Here is an 18018-nt window from a genome sequence, read left to right as displayed (position 1 = left end):
AAAACTTTACATAACCTAATTTCAACACCGTTTTGCATCTCTCCCTTTCCAGACTCTTCCTCTTTTCTTCGGTAAAGGTGGTCTTCTTACGTAAAATTAGATATAATACTCGTTAAAACTTATTACATAAAAGGAGAAGAGTAGTGAATGGACAGTGAGAGGTATGCGTTAAATTTGGTTTTGGTTGCATTTTTGATAGGGTTATCGGCATTTTTCGTGGCAGTGGAGTTCGCACTGGTACGGGTTCGTCCGAGCCGGATCGATCAAATGATTGCAGAAGGGAACAAACGGGCGCTCGCTGTAAAACAGGCCGTCGCCAATCTGGACGGATATCTGTCTGCTTGTCAGCTCGGGATTACAATTACGTCTCTCGGACTAGGCTGGCTCGGTGAACCCACGGTAGAGAAAATCCTGCATCCGGTGTTCGAAAGCATGAGTATCCCAGATGCACTCTCTTCATTCTTGTCATTTGTCATTGCCTTTGTTGCGATCACCTATTTGCACGTTGTTGTGGGTGAGCTTGCACCCAAAACGATAGCGATCCGCAAAGCCGAGACTGTCGCACTGCTGACGTCTGGCCCTATCATCTTGTTTAACCGAGTGATGTATCCTTTTATCTGGCTGTTAAACGGCTCTGCGAACCAACTGGTCAAATTGTTTGGCATCAAGCCTGCTTCAGAACATGAAGACGCGCACTCCGAAGAAGAGCTCCAGATCATTATCAATGAGAGCTTTGAGAGTGGTAAGATCAATCAGGCTGAATTTGGGTATGTTAGCCGAATTTTTGCATTTGATGAGATGTTGGCCAAAGAGATCATGGTTCCCCGGACTGATATGGTCTGCCTTTATCTAAATAAAACGAACGAAGAAAATCTCGAAATTATTCGTGAAGAACAATACACTCGTTTTCCAGTCGTTAATGAGAGTAAAGACGATATTATCGGTATCATTAATACGAAACAATTTTTCTTAGAACTGTATGGTAATGATGAACCTGTCGACCTGTCTTCCCTAATTCAGCCCGTGTCGGCCGTTCATGAGACAACCCCGGTAAAGGACCTTCTCAAAAAAATGCAGAAGGATGGCGTGCATATTGCTGTTCTTGTCGACGAGTACGGGGGCACGTCGGGTATTGTAACGATTGAAGACGTACTGGAGCAGATTGTTGGTGAGATTCGCGATGAGTTCGACGCAGATGAAGAAGAAGAGATTCAGATCGTGAATGAGCATTATGTCATCATGGATGGTAAGGTTTCGCTGTCCAAGGTTAACGATATGTTCCTAGCTTCGCTTGATGCGGACGAGTGGGATACGATTGGTGGATGGCTCTACAGCCACCGTCCAGAGATGAATGAACAGGACGATTACGAATATGAGAATCTGACCTTCGTCCTGCTGGAAAAAGATAAAAATCGCTTCTACAAAGTCGCGGTCGTCCCGAAAGAACCACTGAACATGTCAGACTACACCGATGAAGACGAGAAAGAAAAAAATGTTTAATTTAAAAGGTCTGTCCACGTCATTACCGACATGGACAGACCTTTTCTTGATATTTACAGGTGAAGCATCTCAGGGCGCTCTCAAGTCATGATGGGTTATTTAGAGATATTACAAGCGAGCCCCCTCTTGTGTCATCCTGTACAGTCTACGTTTAGTATCACAGCCCAGCCAGACCTGTCTCGCCACACATTAGGCTTCTGCTCGATCTTCAACAATGCGATTCTGAATTTTCCTAAATATAATTTTAAGAATCATGTACAGCGGAATGATAATAATCATACCCAGAATGTTGCCCAGGTCGGCTCCAACGAGCAACAGGATCACCGTAGTCAACGGATGAATATCAAGTTGTTTGCCATATACATAAGGGGAGATCAGATTATCCTGAATCTGCTGTGCAACGACAATAATGATCAGAGACCAGAGTGCCATGGAAGGCGAGTCGATAAAAGCAACGATCACAACAGGAATCGCCGCCAGCAACGCTCCCACGTAAGGGATAAAGTTCAGGATAATAGAAACCACCGTTAATAATAATGCATAAGGCAACCCGATGAGAATAAAACCGATAAACATGAGAATGCCCAGCGCCACATTAACAATAACCCTACCTACAATATAATTACTCAGAGCCTCATCTATTTCGTGCACCGTTTCTTCCCCGTCTTTTCGATAATGTCTCGGCAATAACAGCGTTAGGTTGGTTCCAAATTTGCTGCCTTCCTTCAGCATGTAATAGAGCATAATCGGGAATGTCGCCAAGATAATGACCAGGTTGGACACAACAGAAAACAGACCAGAGACATAATCCGTAACTTGCGTAATTCCTTGACTTAAATACTCGGACAACCTGGTAAACAAGTCCGAATTCTCAGGCAGGTAACGAGCAAGAAAACGATTGTTTTCCAGTGCTTTAATCTGCTCTACAAGGGAAGAAACAAGCTTAGGTGTATTCTCGATAAAATTCCATAACTGCTCTCGCAACGAAGGCCACACGAGAACGCTGAATCCTGCGATGAGGAGTCCCACAACGACATAAATAATTAAGACAGACAGTGCCCTTTTGATTTTGTGCCGTTCCATGAAGTCTACGAGCGGACGCAATAGATAATAGAAAAATCCTGCGATCAGCAGCGGGATAATAATGATATGAATCAGCGAAGTGAGAGGGCGGAAAATAAAGTTGACTTTATCCCCCAAATACACGATCAGCAATAGTAAAATAATTGCCGTGCATATGCGGTAAAATTTGTTGTTAATCAAGAAACGTGATCCCCCCATGCGCTGCCATGCCAAAGTGACTGCGACGATAATATGATTTTAACCTTACAATTATTCTAACCTTACAATACCAGTATGTACCCTGAATAGACAGCCATGCCACATGCAAACAAAAAAAGAGGCAGGAGTTAACCTGCCACATCTCTTTTGTTAAATACTACCCAGGATATCACCATAAAGACGACATAATATACACCGAGAACGGCTAAGGAGAACCCCAGAGTCATCCCTTCACTTGGACCATTCATTAAGCCCATACCTGGTGAGTCCATATATTTACTCAGATCCATATTGTTGAACAGAACATATTTAGCCCATTCATAACGATCCGGATTGAAGATCAGTGAAAATATATTTTGCGTGAACATAATGAACAGGGACAGACCGATTGCAAGCGCACCCGAGCGAAATACAGAAGAAACCATAAAGGCAATCGCGAGTGTAATGAAAAGGTCGATATACAGATAGCTCCATCTCGTAAACGCATCGCCTGCCAGTACACCACTCTCTACCGAAACATCATGGGAAAACAGAATATAAGAACTGAGCATGGCCATACCAATGACCAATAGCGTACTTAATATGCTGAAGCCCACTACCGTCAGATATTTGGAAGCCAGAATTTTACTGCGTGACCATGGACGGATGAGTAACAGTTTGATGGTTCCCCACGTAAATTCCCCGGCCACCGATTCCGCTGCAACGACGACACAGAAAATCGTATTCAGGAAAAATGCGATCTGAACTGTTGTAACTGCCGGCTGCCAATACAGCACATCACTTGTCCCCATCCCCTGCTTCATTAACACGGGCATTAGCAGCGATATCAGAGCAAGGATAGCTAACATAACCCAGGTACGCACACGACGGAACACTTTCATATTTTCATTCAGCAGCAGATTGCCGAAACTACCCAATACCGCCACCTCCAGTCACTTGCAAGAATTGATCTTCCAACGTACGTGTCACACTGCGAATGCCGTAAACCTGCACACCTTCACGAACCAGCTTGGCATTGACATCAGGAATCTGTTCCCGTGAGAGAGACATCACGATAACCTTGCCCTGGATAACTGCCTCTCCCTCCATAAGTTGAACAGCACGTTCTGCATCATCTACTTCAAAAGCAACTTCGACTAGTGTATCTGAACCTTGTTCATCTCGCAGATTCCGAACATCAATCAGTTTACCGTTCTGAATGATAGCTACGGTGTCACACATCAATTCCATCTCGGACAATAGATGGCTTGAGACAAAGACTGTGATTCCCTCTTCATGGGTGAGAAGCCGCAAATAGTCCCTTAGTTCCCTTATCCCTTGAGGATCGAGACCGTTCGTTGGCTCATCCAGAACAAGCAACTTGGGTCTATGTAAGATAGCCTGTGCTACGCCAAGACGTTGACGCATACCCAAAGAATAGGTTTTTACCTTGTCATGAATCCGCGCTGTCAGGCCTACACGTTCAATCGTCTCTGCAATACGTTCCTTGGTAACACCAGGTGACATACGGGCAAAATGCACCAGATTCTGATATCCGGTCAGAAACTTGTACATCTCCGGATTTTCCACAATCGCTCCTACCTGGGCTATCGCCTGTTCAAACTCATTTTTCACACTGTGTCCAGAGATGAAAATATCTCCTTTACTAATGGACATCAAACCTACCATCATTCGAATTGTTGTTGTCTTCCCCGCGCCATTCGGTCCTAAAAAACCAAAAACCTGCCCCGGAGAAATATCCAGGGTCAGGTCGCTGACCAATGATCGGGAGGAAATGATTTTACTGACGCCTTGAAGTCGGACGACCGGCTCCTGCTGCATTCAATCCTCTCCTTCATGGACGGGCTTATTTCATACCCGTTTCTCATATGAGCATAGTGTATCATAATCTTTAGTAAATTGTCCTGCAAACTGGGACTTACCTTCTCGTTTTGACTCAACTACACACGCTTCACAGCATCCAAGCGGCATTTCACTCCGGTAAAATCCAGTACGAAACACGTGATTGCCTCCATTGCCCTCTGACTTCTGGGCAGCGTCTCTAGCGACCGACACAATCATCCCACAACTGACACAGTAAAAGCGGCCCGTTTCATTCAATGGAATACCTTCCCCTCACAGGGAGTCTCTAGTCCCTGTTATTTGTCGTTAGACGCTGAAAATTGATACATTTTGTATCCTAATTCGTAATTTACTTGACACCAGGACTATTGTCAAGCTTTTTAAGCACAAAATTAGGTTGGAAATTCAAAAAAACGCTATAAACGCGACAAAAGTCTCGCATTTATAGCGCTTGATTAGGGACTAATGATACAATTCGGCGTGGTCAACCTCCAATTACATCACATCGTATGTAATATTTTCTTTTTTACTTTGATATTACATCCTATCGCGCCTCATGATGAAGTTTCGGTGTTGTGTTTCCTCTCATCTGGATAATACCATAGCAGCGTCCACTGCTTACCATCCTGCACAAGGTAACACATCTGAACAAGATCAAATTTTCCAAAGGTTCCGGAATACGTTTGTTTAACTTTTATTTTGTAAGCTTCGGAAAAGGGCTTTACGCCTTGAATGATCTCCACATCAAATTCCCGCTCCGGCGATTCCATCTCCAGTTCAAACGTCTGCACACCAAAATGTTGCATAAAGATGTGTGCTCTATTCTGCACATAGGCACTCTTCGGGAATCGCTCTTTCATTAGAGGATGAAAAAGCTCCCAAGAACTTCCGAAGTCACCCGTTTGCTCGTACTTGTAAAACTCCTCTGCCACAGCAGCAGCCTCTGTAGGCGCATCTGCACGAAACAACGCAGGTACACTTCGAATAATCAGCCACAGCAAAAGCACTACAAATAAAATAAGTCCGATTTTTTTGAGTAATGCATTACGATTTCTTCTTCGCAACATATTCCAGCCCCCTTGTCCTGCCTACCCCATATGTATGATGGTTTGCAAACAAGTAGAAGCCATGCTATACGTTTCCAACTGCATTTCCTGGGAAATCAATTATTTTCTCCTCACTAGAGTTCGAATTCCTGTGTAAATTGCAATACCACTGCATCCCCCAATCAAGTCTACACCCACATCACGAATTGAACTTGTGCGATTGGGACTGAACTGTTGAATGTACTCATCGATGGAGGCGATCATCACAACGATCATCAGCGCCACCGCAATGCATGTTATGACGCGCACCCGTTTGTAACGCAGACTGCCATAGATTAACACTGCGAGTACAGCGTAGACTAATAGATGCGCAGTCTTGCGAAAGAGGAATTCTACGAACGCATATGGTCTTTCTCTTAATGAATACTCGTGCCCATTATAAAACAGGTGCACATCGGGCAATGTAACCCCGATGTGCACCTGTTTGGTCAAACGCTGAAGCCACGGCTGAATATTTTGCTGTTGATAGGATTGGGAAGACATCAGCCAGATCATCACAATCCAGGCCCCAGCCAGCATTAGCCAAAACACAGTTCTATACGAACGATGTTTCCGTTGATGTTTTTGTTTCCTAGTTTCTCTTTCCTCCGCTTTCATCAATATTCCCACCACTTTCCTTGCTGTTCACGAACGTTGCCTTTACGGCTCCAAATGTTGCTTTATTATTCCGTGAATGCGCTCCTTTTCCTTCTCACCTACGATATAATAATAAATACCGTTGATTTTCTCGCCCTTTCCCTTGATCTCTACCGTATCAATCTCTTCTAGGTCGCTACGATAATCGAGAAGTAGCTCTTTCATCTCGTCAAATGTCAGATCCGTTCTGACATGGGTACCTAGTTCATCCAGCATATTCTGAAGGTGAAGCACACTGGAGAATTGCATCGTATTTTTGAGCATCTGCTTCAGAACTTCCCGCTGACGATCATTCCGTCCCAAATCTCCCTTCGGATCATCATAACGCATTCTGGAGAACCCGAGTGCAGCCACACCATCCAGATGAATATTGCCTTGCTCATATCGTTGGCCTTCATAATCAAAAGCAAACGGGTTGTTTACATCCACACCCCCAACGAGATCAATGATTTTAGAAAACCCCTCCATATCTACTTTCATATAATAATGAATAGGAATTCCCAAAAATTTCTCCACTGTTGCCAGTGACATATCCACGCCACCAAAAGCGTAAGCATGATTGATCTTGTCTTCGGTGTTACGTCCTACAATTTCCGTTCTTGTATCTCGCGGAATATTAAACATCAACACTTTCTTTTTCCCCGGATTCACGCTAAGAACAATCATCGTATCCGAACGACCTCTGTCATTCTGGCGCTCGTCTACCCCTAGAATTAATGCATTAAAAGGCTCTTTACGATTGAGTTCAACCTGTTGTCCACCTCTCGCATCCGTTATCGAAACAGGCTGTACCGGATTACGAGGCTCATAGATCTGATCAGCAGTTGATTTAACCGATTGATAGAGATAGATCGCATAACCGAATACAACGATGATCAAAAGGGAAACGATCCATGCCGTCCATTTCATCCACTTTTTCATGGGGATCTTCCTCACTCATATTGTTAATATTCACTGGCAGATTAGATAATTGCTGTCGCTTTCCCTTCCAGCTTCACAAGACCTGGACGTCCGACAGAATAATAGTGGAAGGCAGATGCTTGAATCTGCTCAGCACTATACACATTACGACCATCAATCATCACAGGCTCCTTCATCGTTTGGGCTAAGGTTGTCAGATCAACCTGGGCAAACTCCTTCCATTCTGTCAGCACACATAGTGCATCCGCGTCTTGAGCAGCATGAAGCGGGCTATCCTCCCACGAAATGGAGGCAATGTCGATCTCTTTACGGAAGTTATCCGTTGCAATCGGGTCGTAAGCTTTGACCGTTGCTCCGGCATCAATAAGATGTTGAACAATATCAATGGCCGGTGCGTCTCGCACATCATCCGTATCCGGTTTAAAGGCGAGTCCCCAGATGGCAATCGTTTTTCCTGCGAGTGACCCTAGCGCTTCCTGCAGCTTGTAGATGACTTGCATGCGTTGGTCCTGATTGACTTGCACCACGGATTTCAATAGTCTGAAATCATAATCCACCATACCTGCTATCTGAATCAGTGCCTGTGTATCTTTAGGAAAACAAGAGCCGCCATAACCGATACCTGCCTTCAAAAAAGCAGACCCGATGCGTTTATCGTACCCCATGCCTTCTGCAACACGTGTAACATCGGCGCCAACTTTCTCACAAATATTCGAAATTTCATTAATAAATGATATTTTGGTTGCCAGAAATGCGTTGGATGCGTATTTAATCATCTCCGCTGAGCGGATATCTGTAATAATCAGGTTGCTTGTTAAGGGCCGATGAAGTTTCTTTAACGTCTGGATGGCCCGTTCACTGCTGGTGCCGATGACAATCCGGTCGGGGTTAAGCGTATCCTTGATTGCGGAGCCTTCTCGCAAAAACTCGGGAACAGAGGCCACGTCGAATGGCTGGGAGGATATGTTGCGAATCAGATCGCGGATACGGTCATTGGTACCTACAGGAACTGTACTTTTGGTCACGATAATTTTGTAGCTTTCGAGATGTGTACCAATTTCGTATGCTACTTGCTCTACATAACTAAGGTTGGCCTCGCCATTTGGCAGAGAAGGTGTACCCACGGCAATAAAGACAATATCTGATTGGTGTATCGCCTCACCGATGTTTGAAGTGAAAGCCAGTTTACCTGCTTGCATATTGGAAGTCATCAACTCTTTAAGACCAGGTTCGTAGATCGGAACGATGCCCTCATTCAGCATTTGTACTTTTTCCTCATTGTTATCTACACAGATCACCTGATTTCCAATCTCCGAAAAACAAACCCCTGATACCAGGCCCACATAACCTGTTCCAATCACCGCAATATTCATCTTGTTTTCCCCCAATTCACGCAATTTTGGATAATATCTTCCCATTCCATCTCAACGCGAACGATGTCCTCTTCCACCAGTTCACTGCCCATCTGCACCTCAATAATTTCGAGTTCGGTCAACGCTTTGACACTGTGTTTCCCCCCTGCCGGAATCACAATGACATCTCCTTGATGGAGCGGTCTGAGCTCGCCGTCCATAATGAATTCACCTTCTCCTGAGACAACGGTCCATACTTCATTTCGTTTGAGATGGTACTGGTACGAAAAGTTTTTATGGGGCTCGATGATGATGCGTTTGGTTAATACTTCTTCGCCTTTTTTATTGCGTGTGTAATCAAGCACTCTGTAACAGCCCCAGCGACGTTCTTCATACATGGGGCGCTCAGCGCTGTCTTTCAACAATTCTTTGATCTGAGGACTTGCCTCTTTTTCACTGACGAGAATGCCATCAGGACTTGTTGCCACGATCAAGTTGGATACTCCCAGCACACAGACCGGAATGTTTAATTCATTAATCAAATGTGTGTTCACCGTGCTGTTCGTCATGACACCCTTGCCCACAATATTGGTACTCATCTCGTCTGTCAGCGTGTTCCATGTACCAAGGTCTTTCCAATACCCCTCATAAGGTGTAACCACAATATGCTCAGCCTTCTCCACCACCTGATAATCAAAGCTGATTTTCTGCAATCTCCCGTATTGTTTCAGCATTTCTTCATACTGGATGGGCAGTTCAAGCGAGATGAGCAGATTGATCAAATAGTTGAGTTTGAATGCAAAAACCCCGCAATTCCAAAGGGCAGATTGTTCGATCATCTCTGCGGCTTCAGCTTCACGGGGTTTCTCTTGAAAACGGGATACTTTAGCATAACGTTGTTCTTCTTTGGTTTCAGACCGCTCTGGAATGATGTAACCATACTTTTCCGAAGGATGCGTTGGCTTCACTCCAATTAACGCAAGCTCCGCACCGGAGTCATCTAATATGTCCTCAAGCTCTGTTACCTTATAAAAAAAAGACTCCTCCACATAGGGATCAACCGGAAGCATCGCTACCGTTTCATTTAAGCTGGCTCCCTGCACGGAATATAAATATACAGCCGCCAAGGCGATTGCAGGAAAGGTATCTCTTCGTTCAGGCTCAACGACCAGATCCACTTCATACCCCAACTGACTTCGCAAAATCTCCACCTGAGGTTTGCTCGTTGCAATCGTTGCTTGTTCGCTCAGCCCCGTATGCTTCAGTTGTCTCCATACGCGCTGTACCATGGATTCCGTCAGCCCATCCTCACCTTCAAGCACTTTCAGGAATTGTTTAGATCTCGTGTCGTTGGACAAAGGCCATAATCGCTTACCCGATCCACCGGAGAGAAGTACGATTCTCAATGCAACCACTCCACTCTATATATTTTAAGATGATACGGGACAACTTCTCGTTCGTTACACGGTTACCGTTGATTCCATATACTTAGGCACGGGTGGAGCACTCGCCTTGGAAGAAGAGTCCATATTGGCTGTGTTCACTTCATGTGTCCATATCCGGTAATATCCCGAATTTTTCCCATAAGAGTTATCAATTAATAGGTTAGGCTTCGCCATTAGACAAGACAGGATGTGACCATGTAACCTGGATGTGTGAATCATGCGATAATTCGAGAAGCAGCGTATAGCCTTATTCACAAGGTAGTCGCTATATTTCATCCATATGAATTGGAAAATGGCTCGCGAAGCAGGTTTCTTTAATCCTTTACTGATATAGTAGATTAGCTTTCGCTCGTACTTGTTATACAATGTGGGCCAATCCAGGTAATCTCCATCTAATTTCGAGTCCGTTTGCTCTGCATTTTTCTCAATATCGGTTCTAAAAAAATGAAGTTCCTCACTGGTTGGTGTTCGCTTAACTTCGATAGGCCAAAGCTGATGTGCCATATCTGGAAGAAGCTTTACGTGACAATGTTGGAAGTACGTCGTAGCCAGTTGAAGAGATGACTCATCCCGTACATACAAGTGGAGATCCTTGTGCTGGTTAAAAAGATCAGCGGTTTTGTGAATATTGGATTCTTCTTTATAAAAAATAGTTTGCGGCAAAATAACGACTCTGTGCCTAGGATAATTTTTAACAATTGATTCTCTCACGTTCTGGTGAGCATCATACAAATCTCCGAAATTACCTCCCCCGCTAAGAACGATGATATGATCATCGGGGATGCGAATGTTCTCATGAAAGTCATGCACACTGTATCTTGCAGAAACCCTGATGTTATTGCTTTTAAAAAAGGCTTCCGCTCCCTTCATAATTAGTATATCGCCACCGTTACTATAGACCGGATAATCAATGTAGTAAATCTTCGAATGAGGAGGTACAACCTCAAGGATCGATTCAAGTCGTTTTTTCAACTCATCCATGGGATGAATCTTTTGCACGTTTGACATCTCTTCTGGCTCCTTTAATAAGATTTTTTTCTCTCCATTTTTGCTTGAGGAAGGCCATATCTTCATTGTTATACAACATTTTGTGCATCGGCATTTTGAAAATAATCGTTACGGATATTAACGACATCAGCATACGGACAAAGGAACCAAGTAACAACGCCAGCCCTAAACCGTATAGCCCGAACATCGGTGTAAGCACAAAAAACAACGTGATCGTCACAGCAAGCGCAATGACCTGCCGAAGCACGATAACGCCGGGTCTCCCCAGCGCATTAAATGCGGAAGCCAGAATCCATGATCCTCCGCCAACAATACACTCCAGAGATAACAGATAAAATACACCGCTGGCCTCCAGAAATTCCGGGCCAAACAACAAACCAATAAAAAAACGACCAATCAGCATACTCGGTATGATGATGATCGTCATAAGTACCATACTAATGCGAAAAGCTCTGCCAACAAGAGACAACACCTGTTGCTGCTCCATGCCGGCTACCTTTGGAAAAATGACATTGGTGATTGCCGTCTGCACAACATTAAACATACGTGACAGGGCAAACACAACCGAATATAATCCGAAATCTTTGGGCGTCAGCAGAGCCAAAATAATAATTTTGTCAAACTGGCTATACAACGTGCCCAGCAGCTCTACACCATATACACGAAGGCCATAGCTGAATAAATGAATCCCTGTTCGAATCTGAGCTACCAGCTTGCTGACGGAACTGAATATTTGCTGACGCATCGCAATCATATAACAGGTCAATACCAGTATAGTGCTGGCTAAGCTGATCATAATGGCTCTTTCCACGGTTAATACCTGGGCTATCCACAATAGTACCAATCCTACCAGATTCAATAAGGGAGCCAGCAAGCGCGACAGATTATAAATATGGAACTTGTCGGTTCCTTGTGCGGCGGCTGCAAGCACACCCATGAACAGCATCACTGGAACCATGGATACGGTATACCATCGTGCAATAGTAATGACAGATTCTGAATATCCAGATAACCAGACAGGGATACCAAACCAACTAATCAACCCGGCGATGATACTAATCGGAATCTGAACGGCAAAACTCATACTGATATAAACAGGGAGTTGCTGACTGTTCTTTTTGACATTGTAAATTAACGAAGTGGGCAGGCCAAATGCGGCCAAACCCGAAATGAATGCAGGCCAAAATAAAACGGCAGCGAGTTCCCCTTTCCCCGTCGCTCCGAACATACGGGCTGTAATAATTGAGGTTAACGTGGTCACAGCCATAATGAGAATATTCGCCATGCTGGTCATGACAATGGTCTGAATAATGCTTCGCTGCCTTGGTTTTCGGGCAATCGCCATGTTCATCAGGTGTTCAGCCCTCTGCCATTTCGGAGAGACCCTACAATCGTGCCGTTCCGATAAGATATTTTGACTAATTGGCTCATGACCTTCTGTACATTATTCATATATAACAACATCATCAGCCCTGCTTGTGCAATTCGAACAATATGTTTGAACACACCCCAGCCGCTCTTGTTGTAACGTGTTGCATCACTGATTCCCTGCCAATACATGCGCCGCAAGAGCCAGCGTTTATTTAATCTGCTTTTGGAAATTTTGTGCTGTACTGACCCATATGGCGTATAAAATATGGCGTATTTCTCTCGAATTCTGCTGATGAGTTCACTCTCTTCGCTTGAAAGCAAATTATTTCCTACACGCCCTAAGTCTTCGCGAAACGGCTCAATGGAATCAAACACGCTTTTTCGAAAAGACACATTTGCCCCAAAGGGGAAATAGGGCGGCTTCATCTCGGTAACCTGATCCGAAAAGTCCATCAACGTATACAGGCCTATAATCTCATCTGGAATCCAATCTGGCTTGCCGCCTTCCCAGATCGGATCAATTTTTCCGCCTACACAGCCAATCCGCTCATCCCGTTCGAACACCTGAATGACTTCACGAATCCAGGAAGAAGAGGCCAGCGCATCATCGTCCAGAAACATGATAAATTCTCCTTGCGCTTCTCGAATGCCACGGTTCCTAGCATAAGATAGACCAAGCCTACTTTCAAAGATGTAGCGAACTTGATTAGGCCAATCGGCATTCTGAAATAATTCCTTGGTGTTATCTTTGGAGTTATTATCGATAACCAGTACTTCAAATTCAATATCATGATCCTCTTGAGCTAGAACACTTTGGACAGCTTCAACGGTATCCTTCGCTCTGTTATGTGTACATATGACTACCGATGCTCTCATAATTCCACCTCAATGCTTTGTTTTCGTTTCATTCTTCCAGCATGGCTTCCACTGTGTTTTAAGTAGTCTTCGTAGCTCTCCAAATAGGTAAGAGACATCTTCTTCCAATCATTTCGAAGAGCCACTTCTCTGGATACCTTGCCCATCTCATTCAAATAGGCTTTATCCTGCATTAACGTGTTGAGAATGACTGCCAGCCCATCTACATCATTGGCATCTTGCAAAATGACACCGGGAGGGATACTTTCATGATCGTTCTTGATCATTTCAGTTACTCCCGACTCCTTCGTGATAACAACAGGAATACCTGAGGCAAGAGCCTCCAACACGACCAAACTGCAAGCCTCATAACGCGAGGGGAAAATAAAAAGATCCACATTGCGCATGAGATACCCCATATCTTTCCGATAGCCCAGAAAATGGACCCGATCTTCTATGTTTAAGTCTTTAGCCATTTGAGGATAAATACTTCGATCTGTAGATCCCGCCACAACGAGTTCTAACTCAGGTACAGACACCATCGATTTCAATACCGTATCCAGATTCTTTCTCGGACTGCTAATATCACCTGCAAATAAACCTACGACTCGGCCGGAGTTAATATCCATTCTGCTCTTCTCTCCAGCATCACTGGGGTAAAATTCATGGACATCCACTCCATTATGAATAACCTGCACCTTATCGGGATGCGTGCCTAATTGAATCAATTCATGCTTTACTTTCTCTGAAACCGCAATGATTCTGCCACTTTTACGAAAGGCGAATCGTTCCAGATACGCATTCACCAGCGTGTACAGACCAAAATACCATCGTTTCCATGAGCGGTGTACACGGAAGCTATGTACGGGGGATTTTATCCATGTACTGTGCACAAAGTGAACCGCATTGATGTCCCCTCTAGCCCAGGTGATAAAACCATTGACCATCACAAGATCAACTTGCTTTGTTTTTCTTAATTGGCGAATATGGGTGGCACTTTTGAAGGCAAATATTTGGTATCGTAACAGCTGGGGTAACTTGAGCGAAGGAAAAACTTTAATCCATGTAGCTCCCTCATATTCCAGGAGTTCCGGTTCCACCTCATTGGAGATCATAACAACTTCATGGCCTTGTCTTAGGGTTTCGATTGCAATCTCATAATTAACTCTGCCCTGACCCTCCCCTTTAACAACCCTGTGAGTAACGATACATATTTTCATCCTTAATCCTCCCCATTAGGACATGAAGATTGCGGCACTATCCATTAGGCCAATTGCTTCAACAACTGTCCGCGATGCGACCACAGACAATGATTGACCACCCAGTCGTACCCGTTATCCCCCATCGTTCTGGACAGTCCCTCGTCCGTCATTAATTGTTCGATACGCGTAGCAATCTCCTGATCATTAACCGGGTCTACGAGATAACCGGTGATAGTATCCTTCACGGCGTCGGGAATACCGCCACTGTTGCCTGCAATGACAGGTAACCGATAATAGTTGGCTTCCAGGAATACAATTCCGAACCCTTCCACATCACCCTTTTCCTTGATATCCCGACTTGGCATAATGAAGAGATCCGCACATTCATATAACTGATGAAGCTCCTGATCCGTCGTACGTCCTGTAAACACAACGACAGATTCGAGTCCATACTGAGTTACCAGTCGTTCAAGCTCTCCCTTATACGGCCCATCCCCGCAGATAACATACTTCAGATCAGGAATATGCGTAATAACCTGACTCACGGCTTTCAGTGTGACATCATGACCTTTGCGTTCCACAATTCGCGAGACGGTGATCATCACTTTTTTGCCATGCAGACCATACTTATCCCGTAAATCCCCCTGGCTCCCTGTATCCGCATTTAGCTTGTTCACGTTAAGTCCCGGTGGAATAATGACAATCTGAGGCTCCGAAATCCCCAGTTCCACCAGCTTCGACTTCGTATATTGGCTATTGGCAATCACCTTGTCCGCACGCTTCAGAATGAATAACAGAAGTGGGAACAATCGGCTATTAACCATCCCCATCACATCCAGGCCGTGAACGTAGGGGAAGTATTTTACTCTGAAAAGGAATTTCATCAACGGGCCAGCTAGGCCAACCGGGAATATATTCACAAAATGAATCTCATCTGTTTTTTTGCGCCATTTCAACAGAATCAGCTGCATGACCAGAACGAGCTGCGAGAGAATCATCAGCCATTTATTGGATTCTGAAAAAATCCGTTTCCGAATTATTTCAAAATCATGCTTCTGGTCAAACTGCTCTGACTCCGCGGTGTTATTTATTTTATTGGTCAGCACCGTTGTCTCTTCTGCCGGAATCTGTGATATAAGCCCGTAGGCATAATCATGAATCCCTCCCTTTTCAGGCGGGAAATCAATCGCGACAAACACTTTGTTCATAGCTTTATCTCCCTCACAACAATACATTTGGCATGCTTACACCGTGCTCATAATAATGCTGACTGTATCCTTGGCACATTTGTTCCAGGAGAAGAAGGCCGAGTGCTCTTTACCCTGAATGGACATTCGCTGTCCGAGCTCGGGATCAGACATCATCTCTACCAGACGTGAAGCTGCTTCCTGCGGGTGATGAGGATCAAAGTATAGTCCCGCCTCTCCGCACACTTCCGGGATCGAGCCGCGAGAAGACACGATAACCGGACAACCAAGCGCCATCGCCTCCAGTGGCGGTAAGCCAAACCCTTCGTACAAGGAGGGGAAAATAAAACCGGTGGCATGTTCGTAGAGCGCTTTTAACTCCTCATCCGTCACATACCCTACCCAATTCACACCTTCCGAATCGTTCACGGCATGATTGCTGAACACCTTACTGTTCTTGGACCCGACGATGACCACACTCAAATTTTGCGCTTTTACCTCAGGTAAAATGTCCAAGATCAGCTTAAAGTTTTTGTAAGGGTTCATTGTGCTTACGGCCAGTACATACGGGGATTTAATCCCATATTTCTCAAGTGTGCCTTGAGCCGCCTGCCTATGATGAATATGATCGATGCCCAGATGCGTAACGGATACTTTCTGCGCGGCAATTTTGCAATGCTGAATCAGCTCGCCTTTGGAGAAGTTAGATACGGTAATTACCTTTTTCGAAATCTTGCCTAAGCGCACCGTTAAGAACTGATACCAGGATCGAAATGCGAAGGAAAATGCTTTCGGATAACTGAATACGGAAGCATCATGGATCGTCACGACCTGATTGCGTTTGAATGCCGGTCCTGTGTTACACAGGTTAATCAGCAACCCTTTTTTCGCGTACAATGGCAACTCCAGCTGTTCCCACACATGCCCCTTCAATCTGCCAACAATCCGGTGCCGGATATGTTTCAGTTCAAGATGTGTAACCACATTCGCGGGTGAGAGCAGACAAAACTCTACTTTCGTACCGTCTACTTCTCCAGCGTCAATCAAATTATCGATTTCCTTCACAAGTTCAATGGCATATCGCTGAACCCCGGTAACGGTCTGTGTCAGGAAACGGGCATTGATATAGATTGTATTCATGTTAATCTCCATTTCTCTTTGAAATTTCCAAACGGGAAGCCGGCCCGGCGGTTTGGAAGCTAACTTCTACATTTCTCGCTTCGTAATAGAGACTCACGAATTCCTCATTCATTCGATCCGAGCTGAACTTTTCTTTATACACCTGATGTCCCGCTTCACCCATGGCTGCCAGCGTTTCTTTGTCGAGCTGCATTAGTATCTCTCTCAACCCTTCGAGTCGTTCGAGTTCAAAGATGTAGCCATTCACGCCATGCGTCACCAGTTCTGGCAACGAGGCCCGATTGCTTGCGATGACGGGTTTGTGGTTTTTCATCGCTTCCAGCGCGACCAGGGGTAACCCTTCCCACCTGGAAGGCATAATGATCGCATCACACTGCTCGTAATAGTGATCAATCTCTGCATTATTGACCCACCCTAACCGGATCATATTGTCGGTAAAGATCCATTCGTTCTTTTCCAACACGCTGTCTCCGATGATGTATAACTGAATACGCTGCTGCAGCTCGGGATATTGCCTGAATGCGTCCAGCAACAGATCCAGTCCTTTCTGCCGATCGTATCTGCCCACAAACAAGAGCCGAATCATGCTGACCTGCTCTTCCTTCTCATGCTTCTGCACAATGACTTGCGACGACTCTTCGTCCTTGCGGGGCTTGCGATCACGCAGGCCACTGTATACGAATCGGGATTTGGCTGGAGACATGCCCATTCGAATCGATTGCTCCATCTCATATTTTGAAATGTTCACGATATAGTCTGTTTTGAATTCCAGTATCTTTTCAATCAAGAAATAAGCCTTTTTATGCAAAGGTTTGGTATCCATCAAAAAAGACCAGCCATGTGAGCAGTAGAAGATACTCGCTTTGCGCGGGGTGAAAAAAAACAAGCCCCTTGCGAGCATACCCGCAAATGAGCTGTGTACATGAATGATATCCGGCTCAATCCGCCGAATAGCTTGGTGAATCTGTCTCATCGCTGAGAAAAAGTGCTTTGGATGGCGCTTGTAGTTGTAACGAATAATATGTTCTGGCTCCAGATCAAAATCCTTGGCTGAGTTATAATCACTCATCAATACATAAACCTCAAACCGGTTACGCTGGTAGGACACCAGCTCGTTTACATACGTGGCTACACCACCGACCACATATTCTCCGATGTGCAAAATCTTCATA

16 protein-coding genes are annotated in these 18018 nt (G+C 44.8%); 1 reads left to right on the top strand and 15 read right to left on the bottom strand.

Translation table 11 applies throughout. The features are described 5' to 3' along the window. Positions 1-147 precede the first annotated feature (147 nt). Positions 148-1500 (top strand): hemolysin family protein, encoded by a 1353-nt coding sequence (locus ABIE27_RS21695; RefSeq protein WP_123063244.1) that lies wholly within the window; start codon positions 148-150, stop codon positions 1498-1500. 189 nt (positions 1501-1689) lie between these two features. On the opposite strand, the gene ABIE27_RS21690 is transcribed toward ABIE27_RS21695, so the two are convergent. The 15 genes from ABIE27_RS21690 to ABIE27_RS21620 form a co-directional block, all read right to left on the bottom strand. After that, a complete protein-coding gene (locus ABIE27_RS21690; RefSeq protein WP_240036675.1) occupies positions 1690-2763 on the bottom strand; it encodes an AI-2E family transporter in 1074 nt (357 codons plus the stop codon). Between the two features lie 146 nt (positions 2764-2909). After that, complete coding sequence (locus ABIE27_RS21685; RefSeq protein ID WP_123063242.1) at positions 2910-3698, bottom strand: ABC transporter permease; 789 nt, start codon at positions 3696-3698, stop codon at positions 2910-2912. After that, entirely contained in the window at positions 3691-4602 is a 912-nt protein-coding gene (locus ABIE27_RS21680) for an ABC transporter ATP-binding protein (protein ID WP_123063241.1), read from the bottom strand. Before ABIE27_RS21680 ends, ABIE27_RS21685 begins: the two co-directional genes overlap by 8 nt. A 575-nt stretch (positions 4603-5177) precedes the next feature. Further along, positions 5178-5690 (bottom strand): hypothetical protein, encoded by a 513-nt coding sequence (locus ABIE27_RS21675; RefSeq protein ID WP_123063240.1) that lies wholly within the window; start codon positions 5688-5690, stop codon positions 5178-5180. Positions 5691-5789: 99 nt separating this feature from the next. Beyond that, positions 5790-6260, bottom strand: a complete 471-nt coding sequence (locus ABIE27_RS21670) for a VanZ family protein (protein ID WP_151458053.1) — start codon at positions 6258-6260, stop codon at positions 5790-5792. A 108-nt stretch (positions 6261-6368) separates the two neighbouring features. Beyond that, entirely contained in the window at positions 6369-7286 is a 918-nt protein-coding gene (locus tag ABIE27_RS21665; protein ID WP_429351458.1) for an LCP family protein, read from the bottom strand. A gap of 41 nt (positions 7287-7327) precedes the next feature. Then, on the bottom strand, positions 7328-8659 hold the full coding sequence (locus ABIE27_RS21660; protein WP_123063237.1) for a UDP-glucose dehydrogenase family protein: 1332 nt from the start codon (positions 8657-8659) through the stop codon (positions 7328-7330). Continuing rightward, positions 8656-10044, bottom strand: coding sequence for a sugar phosphate nucleotidyltransferase (locus tag ABIE27_RS21655; RefSeq protein ID WP_429351457.1), 1389 nt, complete (start codon positions 10042-10044; stop codon positions 8656-8658). The genes ABIE27_RS21660 and ABIE27_RS21655 overlap by 4 nt, the downstream gene beginning before the upstream one ends. A gap of 54 nt (positions 10045-10098) precedes the next feature. Further along, entirely contained in the window at positions 10099-11091 is a 993-nt protein-coding gene (locus tag ABIE27_RS21650; protein WP_429351456.1) for a polysaccharide pyruvyl transferase family protein, read from the bottom strand. Then, positions 11057-12436, bottom strand: a complete 1380-nt coding sequence (locus ABIE27_RS21645) for a lipopolysaccharide biosynthesis protein (RefSeq protein ID WP_240036674.1) — start codon at positions 12434-12436, stop codon at positions 11057-11059. The genes ABIE27_RS21650 and ABIE27_RS21645 overlap by 35 nt, the downstream gene beginning before the upstream one ends. Before the next feature lie 5 nt (positions 12437-12441). Next, a complete protein-coding gene (locus tag ABIE27_RS21640; RefSeq protein WP_123063233.1) occupies positions 12442-13338 on the bottom strand; it encodes a glycosyltransferase in 897 nt (298 codons plus the stop codon). Further along, a complete protein-coding gene (locus tag ABIE27_RS21635) occupies positions 13335-14537 on the bottom strand; it encodes a glycosyltransferase family 4 protein (protein WP_429351455.1) in 1203 nt (400 codons plus the stop codon). Before ABIE27_RS21635 ends, ABIE27_RS21640 begins: the two co-directional genes overlap by 4 nt. A gap of 44 nt (positions 14538-14581) precedes the next feature. Beyond that, complete coding sequence (locus ABIE27_RS21630; protein ID WP_161556865.1) at positions 14582-15727, bottom strand: glycosyltransferase family 4 protein; 1146 nt, start codon at positions 15725-15727, stop codon at positions 14582-14584. A gap of 36 nt (positions 15728-15763) precedes the next feature. Beyond that, complete coding sequence (locus ABIE27_RS21625; protein WP_161556864.1) at positions 15764-16846, bottom strand: glycosyltransferase family 4 protein; 1083 nt, start codon at positions 16844-16846, stop codon at positions 15764-15766. Between the two features lies 1 nt (position 16847). Then, positions 16848-18017, bottom strand: a complete 1170-nt coding sequence (locus tag ABIE27_RS21620) for a glycosyltransferase (protein ID WP_123063229.1) — start codon at positions 18015-18017, stop codon at positions 16848-16850. Position 18018: the final 1 nt, after the last annotated feature.

It is taken from the genome of Paenibacillus sp. 4624 (assembly GCF_050435065.1).
Classification (GTDB): Bacteria; Bacillota; Bacilli; order Paenibacillales; family Paenibacillaceae; genus Paenibacillus; species Paenibacillus amylolyticus_D.
The sequence above is the reverse complement of the archived record's forward strand: the minus strand, read 5'-3'. Positions and strand labels throughout refer to the sequence as shown.